This window comes from Mesorhizobium sp. M5C.F.Ca.IN.020.29.1.1, assembly GCF_003997375.1.
In the GTDB taxonomy this organism is placed as follows: Bacteria; Pseudomonadota; Alphaproteobacteria; order Rhizobiales; family Rhizobiaceae; genus Mesorhizobium; species Mesorhizobium wenxiniae.
The window spans coordinates 1-6,934 of record NZ_RZSW01000329.1 but is presented as its reverse complement, the minus strand read 5'-3'; the positions used below and the strand labels follow the sequence as shown (position 1 = coordinate 6,934).

The following is a 6,934-nucleotide window of genomic DNA, read 5'->3' as shown; positions in this document are numbered from 1 at the left end:
GCTCATAACACGAGAATGGCAGCGCTGCCAAACCAAAAGTGGCAGCGCTGCCAAATTCTGTTGAGTGCGGCGCCTGAATGTGACAAAAGAAGCGTCAGGAATTGGAGTCGTACCGACGCATCGAGCCTAGAAACCGGAATGCAGAGCGAAGCAGAAGACGGTACGCAAACCGGCGCGATGATAACCCTCACTGACGTCGCGCGCGCGGCTGGCGTCGGCGAAAGCACCGCCTCGCGCGTGTTGCGAGGGCATGGTTCCTTCTCAACCAAGACACGCGAGAGCGTACTCACTGCCGCGCGGAGCCTCGGCTATGTGCCAAACCGGATCGCGGGAACCCTGGCCTCCATGGGGTCCAAGCTCGTCGGTGTCGTCATTCCCTCGCTAAGCAACATCGTCTTTCCGGATGTGCTGCGCGGCGCCAATACGGTACTGGTCGGCGCCGGCTTCCAACCTGTCGTCGCGGTGACCGACTACGATCCGGAGCGAGAGGAGAACGTCATCGAGTCACTCCTCAGCTGGCGCCCAGCCGGGATGATGGTAGCGGGGCTCGAGCACACCGAGCGCACCGGAGCGATGCTGCGGAACGCCCGCATCAGAGTGGCCGAATTGCTCGATACCGATGGCGAGGGCATCGACATCGTCGTGGGCTTTTCCAACCGCAAGGCAGGCCGGGTGAGCGCTCAGCATTTGATGTCGCGCGGCTATCGCTGCATCGGCTACGTCGGCCACGACCTCAGCCTGGACCTCCGCGCGGCCAAGCGTTTCGCAGCGTTTCGCGCGGCCTTGGGCGAAGCTGGGCTGAGCATCATCGGAGAAGAAATCATCCGTGCCGCATCTTCGATCGAAGCCGGGCGCGACGGGCTGGCTCGATTGCTGGAGCGTTGTCCCGATCTGGATGCGGTTTACTTCTCCAACGACGACATGGCGATCGGCGGCTATTTCCACTGTCTCGCCCACGGCATCACGATACCGGACCGGCTGGCGATCTTCGGCTACAACGGTCTCGATGTAGCCAGAAGCGCGCCGCAGCCACTTTCGACCATCCTGACGCCGCGAGTGACCGTCGGTGAGATCGGAGCACGGCTCGTCTGCTCCGATGGGCCATCCGCGGTGGTCGATATCGGGTTCGAGCTGATTGAAGGAGCGACGACGTGACTGAAACCAAGCTGAGGGACGATATCTGCCGCTTCGGACGTTCATTGTTCGAGCGCGGGCTGACGCCGGGATCGTCAGGCAATATCAGCCTGCGGCTCGATGATGGCGGCTGGCTGGTCACACCCACCAATGCCTCGCTAGGATTCCTGGATCCTGCCCGAATTTCACGCCTCGATGCGCAAGGCCGGCTGACCTCTGGCGATGCGCCGACCAAGGAAATTCCATTGCATACTGCGCTCTATCAGACGAGGGCAGAGGCGCGCGCCATCGTGCACCTGCACTCGACACACGCAGTTGCCCTTTCCATGCTGCCGGAAATCGATCCTAAGGCGGTGCTGCCGCCGATGACGCCCTACTACCTGATGCGCGCCGGACAAACCGCGCTGGTGTCCTATCATCGCCCAGGCGACCCGGCGGTTGTCGCTGCGATCAAGGGCCTCGCCGGGCGCTACTCCTCAGTGCTGCTGGCAAACCACGGTCCCGTGGTCGCGGGCGAAACGCTCGAGGCCGCCGTATTCGCTACCGAGGAGCTGGAAGAAACCGCAAAGCTCTATCTGCTGTTGCGCGGCCTCAATCCCCGCTACCTATCGCCGGAACAGGTCGCCGATTTGGTGCGGGTCTTCGGGATATCCTTGCCGGAGCAAGACGGGCACTACCATTAGGACACCCTAACCGGAACAGGCTCATTCCTGCTTGCGAACAGGCGCAGACATCGTGTTGATTGTTAGCGCACGATTTCGCGATGGCCGCCGGGCAGGCGCGTGGCGATGAGCTTGTCGATGCGGCGGCCGTCGAGGTCGACGACCTCGAAGCGCCAGCCCTGCGCATCCACGCATTCGCCGGTCGTCGGCAGATGGTGCAGGTGCGACAGCACGTAACCGGCGACAGTCTCGTAGTCGCGGTTCTCGGGCAGGTCGATGCCGAGAACGTCCGCCATCTCGTCGGCCTGCATGTAGCCGGCGAGCAGCCATGAGCCGTCCTCGCGCTTGACGGCGTTTTCCTCGTCGCCGACGTCGAGGTCCGCCCGGAAGACGCCGGTGATGGCTTCCAGTATGTCCGCCGGGGTGACAATGCCTTCGAAATGGCCGTATTCGTCATGGACCAGCGCCATCGGCACGTTGGATTCCTTGAGTGTCGAAAGGACATCCAGCGCGTCGGCCTGGTCGTGGACGATGGGAGCGGTGCGCACGTGCCGGCGCGGGTCGAGTGCGCGACCGCCAAGCATCGCGGCCAGCACGTCGCGGGTCTGGACGACGCCGATCATGGCGTCGACACTGCCATCGCCGGCTGGCAGGCGCGAATGCTGGGTCTCCATCAAGAGCTTGCGGGTCGCCACGTCATCGGACTGCAGGTTGATCCAGTCGACCTCGGTGCGCGGCGTCATCACCGCGCGGACGGCGCGGTCGCCGAGCCGCATGACGCCGGCGATCATGCGCCGCTCGTCGGATTCGATGGTGCCGTGATGCTCGGCCTCGGCGACCAGCATCTTGATCTCCTCGTCGGTGACCTTCTCCTCGCTTTCACCGCGTTGGCCAAGCAGCCACAGCATAGCACGGCCGGAAATGTCGAGCAGGAAGACCAGCGGCGCCGAGACGGTGGCAAGGATGGTCATCGCCGGAGCAACCCTGGCGGCGACGCGTTCGGGATCGCGCAGCGCGATCTGCTTGGGCACCAGTTCGCCGATGATGAGCGAGAAGTAGGTGATGAGGGCGACGACGATGCCGACGCCGATCGGGTCGGCAAGGCTTTCGCGGATGCCCGTCGATGCCAGGAACACGGACAGCCGCTCACCGAGCGTGGCGCCGGAAAAGGCGCCTGACAAAACACCGACCAGGGTGATGCCGATCTGCACGGACGACAGGAATTTGCCTGGATTGGAGCCGAGCGCCAAGGCGCGTCCGGCACCCGTCACGTTGCGGTCGATCATCGCCATGAGGCGGGCAGGCCGTGACGAGACGATGGCAAGCTCGGACATTGCCAGAAGGCCGTTCACGCAGATGAGGACGACCACGATAGCGATTTCAGCGTAAAGCATGAGGGGTCAATAGCATTGCGGTGAGGTCTTCGAAAATAGATGGACATCATTTTTCATGGCGGCGGGCGCAACCATCTCACACGGCATCCCATGGTGGCGACGAAAAATGCTCGATCAGGGCGACGTGAGCCGGAGGCCAGCGGCTCGTCTTGCGCCTACGGCAACTGCAGCAGCACGCCCACTACCGCCTTGCCGTCGGTGAAATAGGGATCACCGCCGCCATTGCGCCCGGTCTTTGTCGCACCGATGCCTGATATCTCGCTGGTCGAGATTAGCATGCCTGCGGCAGAAAGGTCGCGGATCAGGAAGTCGCGCTCGGCGTCGATGTCGGGACCGATATGGTGGGTGATCGCGCCGGTGTCGTGGCTGAGGCCGACGCCGCGATCGAAGCTTGCCGCACCCAGCCAGAGCGGCCGGCCATCGTCTCCGGTCGCATCTGTCTGCCAGAAGCGGACGTGATGACGCCGGTCGGCACTGTCGCCGACCGGCTTCTCGAAGGCGAGATCCTGTGCACGGCCTTCAAATAACAACCGGCTGACCGGCGCGTCGGGATAGGGCCGATCGAACAGCACGCTTTCGCCGATCTCGATCGCGGTCTTCAGCGTGAGGGCGTCGGCCGTGTCCCATCCGGCGACGGCGAAGGCGTGGACCAGCTCTTTTTTGGTACCGACGATGCCGACATTGATCGGATCGCCCGCAATGCCCTGCGGCGTGTGCGTCACCATCTCGAAGCGCTGCGTTCGGAAGTTGCGGTCCCGCAGGGTCCAGAATTCCGGTGCGGCGAAATAGGCGAGCACGAGATAGCCGGCACAGAACGCCACCAGCCAGATCGTTGCGCGTCGTCGAAGGCTTCGTCGGCTCACGAGATACCACCCAGGCGATACGGCATCACCTTATGTAGCGTCATTCTACGCGGCGGCGCAGAACTTGGGCAGTGGGCATCGCTTGGGCTCAGCGGCAGGCGCGGTAGCCGTTCTTGCGGTTCTTGATGTCGAAATGGAAATGGTTGCGGTGATCGTAATTGTAGCCGGGGCCGAGCACAGTGGTGAAATACTCACAACCGTCGGCGCGCACAGTGTTGAGGAAGCCGCGCGTGCGGAAGGCGAATAGGCCGGGCTTGCGCACGTCGATATCTTTGCCATTGCCGAGCTCGATGCTCATGACGTCGAGGGCGTTGCCCTTGCCGTGCTCCGACAGCACGCCTTCGCCGGCGATCCTGCGGCAGGAATAGCTCGAGCCCTGGCGAATGGTCTTGACGCCGGAGAAATAACGCCAGCGGGCGGAGGGCACGAGTTCATTCCTGGTCCAGCCGGCGAAGGTGGCGGCCATGTCGCAGGTCAGTGTCGCGGCCGGCTTCATCCCGATGCTGCCGATAGCCGAGACCTTGACTGGATAGTCGATGCCGCACTGGCCTTCGCGGATCGGCGCAAGGTCGGTGTAGACGACGCCCAGGCGCTTCAATTCCTTGCGGCAGTCGACCTCGCTGGCCGGCATCTGTTCGGTTGGCGCCATCGGCTCGTCCATGCGAGGATAGGCGGCGGTCATGTATGGGGTGGAGGGGACGAGGCGCTGCATGCCCGCGTAGTTCGGAACGGCTGATGTCTGGCTTCCGACATCGACGGCCGGTTCCAGCGAAAGTACGCTGCCGGTGGTGCATGCCGAGATCGCTGCGATGGCAAGCGCGCCGGGAATCATGCGCGCGCGTCTGGTTTGCCGCACGGCGACAAGCGCGGCGCGAAATATCCCGGCCATCGACAAGATCCCTGTCCCCGAGCCTGGTCCCGATCAGGCTCTGTCTCGTTGTTTGATCATGATCTTTCTCCGAAAACCGGATCCCACTTTTCGGGCTCATGATCAGATGAGACAGAGCTTAACCGCCAAGAGTAAAGGAAAAATCAGCGGCCGCGTTTACGGCTGCGGCCAAATTGCGGCGCGCATGTCGGTCGTCACTGGCAGAAGGTGCCGCCGTTGCGGCGCGGTGCAAGATCGAGATGAAGATGCTGCGAATGATCCGTATCGCTGCCCGGGCCGAGCACGGTCTTGAACGGTCCGCAGGCTGCCTTGCGCACCGCGTTCAGGAATTTCGCGTCCTTTTCCGGCGGCACTGGGCCGACGTCGATCCTTCTCCCGTTCGACAAGGTGAAGCTCGCGATATCGAGCGCATTGCCGAAAGCGTGCTCGGACAGTTTCCCTCCGCCGTGGCGCGGCCGGCAGACATAGGCGGATGCCTGGCCGACCGACTTGAGATTGGCGCCGAGTTCGGCCTTGGCCGCCGGCTGGATGGTATTGGCAGCGAAGCGCGCGGCGGCCTCGGCCATCTGGCAGTTCAGCTCGGTTTCGGGATGGATATCCAATGACTTGCCCAGCGTCTTCAGCGCGATCGGATAGGGGATAGAGCAGCCGACCGCCGCATCGTGCTCGGCCTTGCGTTCCTCGAAGTCGACACCCATCGACTTCAGCCGCCTCCGGCAAGCAAGTTCCTCGTCCGGCATATTTTCCTGCGGCACAGAGGCCGAGCGCGGGTCGGGAGGGATTTCTTTCTCCTGCGCTTGCGCCGGCTTCTCCGGTGGTTTCGTGGTGGCGGCCGGTGGTTCGGCCTCGGCGGGCTTTTCGCTCGGCGTTGGAGCGATTGCCGGCGGCTCCGGCCGGGCTTCCTTATGCTGGTCCGACGTCTGCTGGTCCATTTTGTCGGTCGCAGGTTGATCAGGCTTTGGCCCATCCGCAGGGCGCGGTTCGGGGATCGGCACGTCGGCAGGCGCGGCTTCTTGCGCTGGTTGCGGCTGATTGAGCTCCGGGACAGGCACGGCTTCAGGCAATTCCGGAGCTTGGGCCAGGGCCGATCCTGCGGACAGCATCGCCGCCGCCAAAGGTAGCGCCAATCTGTTCAATCCGGCCAATCTGATCAATGTGGCCAATCTGATCAATGTGGGAGGGGTCAGCGCCGCCATTCGCCGTTAACGGTGAGCGAATGCGGAAGTTGCCTGAACGAGGGTTTTGGCCGATCACGAACGGTAACCGCGGTGTTACGCACCGATCGCTTCCAGCCCTTCCTCCAGCCAGTCGGCCAAGAGCGGCATGCCGAGCAGATATTTCGCCGTGCGCTTGTTGGCGCGCTCGCGCGCGGCCGCCAGCGCGTCCGCCCATTCCGAAGCGTCATAGTCGCCGCGTCCAACCCAGGCCAGGGCGACCAGTTCGGCCGCCTCGTCGACATTGAGGTCGTTGATCAGTTCGCGCAATTCTTCTTCGGTGAGGTTTTCGGAACTTTCCTCGACGAGACCGTCATGATGATGATTGTCATGCGCCTCGCCGTCGAGTTCGACCTCGTGCTCGGCGCCATCGGCATAGTCTTCGTTGACGGCGGCGCTCAGCGCCTTCGCCTTGAGAATGAACAGGCGCACGGTGTCGGGACCGATCGAAAGCTCCCATTCCTTTTCAAGGCGCCGCTGCACTGGCTTTCTCCGCATACTCCGTTGCCGTTTGCTGGATGATAGCGAATTTGCAGCGCTCGTCACGTCATGTTCGGCACTTCTATTTTCCGACTGGCGCGGACCGTTCAAAAAGCGTTCAATGGCCATGACTTTTTCCGGGATGAAACGGCTTTTGCCCGGCGTTAGTCTTGCATTGTCATTCTTCAAGGAGGGTTCGATGCGCAGACGATTGCTGATCCAGGTTCTGGCGGTTGCCGCCCTGCCGCTATTTGCCGTTCCGGTGTTTTCGGCCGGTGAAGGTGGAGGCGGTGGTGGT

General features: G+C 63.0%; 8 protein-coding genes. 3 read left to right on the top strand and 5 right to left on the bottom strand.

What is annotated here, in order from left to right:
* Window positions 1-138 precede the first annotated feature (138 nt).
* Both EOA85_RS23010 and EOA85_RS23005 read left to right on the top strand, forming a co-directional pair.
* Window positions 139-1,155: a LacI family DNA-binding transcriptional regulator gene (locus tag EOA85_RS23010; RefSeq protein ID WP_127211288.1), complete on the top strand. Its 1,017-nt coding sequence runs from the start codon at window positions 139-141 to the stop codon at window positions 1,153-1,155.
* Complete coding sequence (locus tag EOA85_RS23005) at window positions 1,152-1,817, top strand: aldolase (protein WP_127211287.1); 666 nt, start codon at window positions 1,152-1,154, stop codon at window positions 1,815-1,817. Before EOA85_RS23010 ends, EOA85_RS23005 begins: the two co-directional genes overlap by 4 nt.
* 62 nt (window positions 1,818-1,879) lie before the next feature.
* Here the strand turns inward: EOA85_RS23005 and EOA85_RS23000 are convergent, their stop codons facing one another.
* From EOA85_RS23000 to EOA85_RS22985, 4 genes are all read right to left on the bottom strand, one after another.
* Window positions 1,880-3,190: a hemolysin family protein gene (locus EOA85_RS23000; RefSeq protein WP_127211286.1), complete on the bottom strand. Its 1,311-nt coding sequence runs from the start codon at window positions 3,188-3,190 to the stop codon at window positions 1,880-1,882.
* 155 nt (window positions 3,191-3,345) lie between these two features.
* Window positions 3,346-4,053: an LssY C-terminal domain-containing protein gene (locus tag EOA85_RS22995; protein WP_127211285.1), complete on the bottom strand. Its 708-nt coding sequence runs from the start codon at window positions 4,051-4,053 to the stop codon at window positions 3,346-3,348.
* Between the two features lie 88 nt (window positions 4,054-4,141).
* Window positions 4,142-4,942, bottom strand: coding sequence for an extensin family protein (locus EOA85_RS22990; protein WP_127211284.1), 801 nt, complete (start codon window positions 4,940-4,942; stop codon window positions 4,142-4,144).
* A 194-nt stretch (window positions 4,943-5,136) separates the two neighbouring features.
* On the bottom strand, window positions 5,137-6,045 hold the full coding sequence (locus EOA85_RS22985) for an extensin family protein (RefSeq protein ID WP_163603107.1): 909 nt from the start codon (window positions 6,043-6,045) through the stop codon (window positions 5,137-5,139).
* On the opposite strand from EOA85_RS22985, the gene EOA85_RS39215 reads away from it, so the two are divergent.
* A complete protein-coding gene (locus EOA85_RS39215; protein ID WP_163602972.1) occupies window positions 5,975-6,148 on the top strand; it encodes a hypothetical protein in 174 nt (57 codons plus the stop codon). The two genes, EOA85_RS22985 and EOA85_RS39215, sit on opposite strands and share 71 nt — an antisense overlap.
* Window positions 6,149-6,213: 65 nt before the next feature.
* On the opposite strand, the gene EOA85_RS22980 is transcribed toward EOA85_RS39215, so the two are convergent.
* Window positions 6,214-6,639, bottom strand: a complete 426-nt coding sequence (locus tag EOA85_RS22980) for a DUF3775 domain-containing protein (RefSeq protein ID WP_029350061.1) — start codon at window positions 6,637-6,639, stop codon at window positions 6,214-6,216.
* Window positions 6,640-6,934: the final 295 nt, after the last annotated feature.

Bases quoted from the DNA above. Each gene is read 5' to 3' on its own strand.
- EOA85_RS23000 (WP_127211286.1), bottom strand. From the start codon at position 3,190: ATGCTTTACGCTGAAATCGCTATCGTGGTCGTCCTCATCTGCGTGAAC.
- EOA85_RS23010 (WP_127211288.1), top strand. From the start codon at position 139: ATGCAGAGCGAAGCAGAAGACGGTACGCAAACCGGCGCGATGATAACC.
- EOA85_RS22990 (WP_127211284.1), bottom strand. From the start codon at position 4,942: ATGGCCGGGATATTTCGCGCCGCGCTTGTCGCCGTGCGGCAAACCAGA.
- EOA85_RS22985 (WP_163603107.1), bottom strand. From the start codon at position 6,045: ATGCTGTCCGCAGGATCGGCCCTGGCCCAAGCTCCGGAATTGCCTGAA.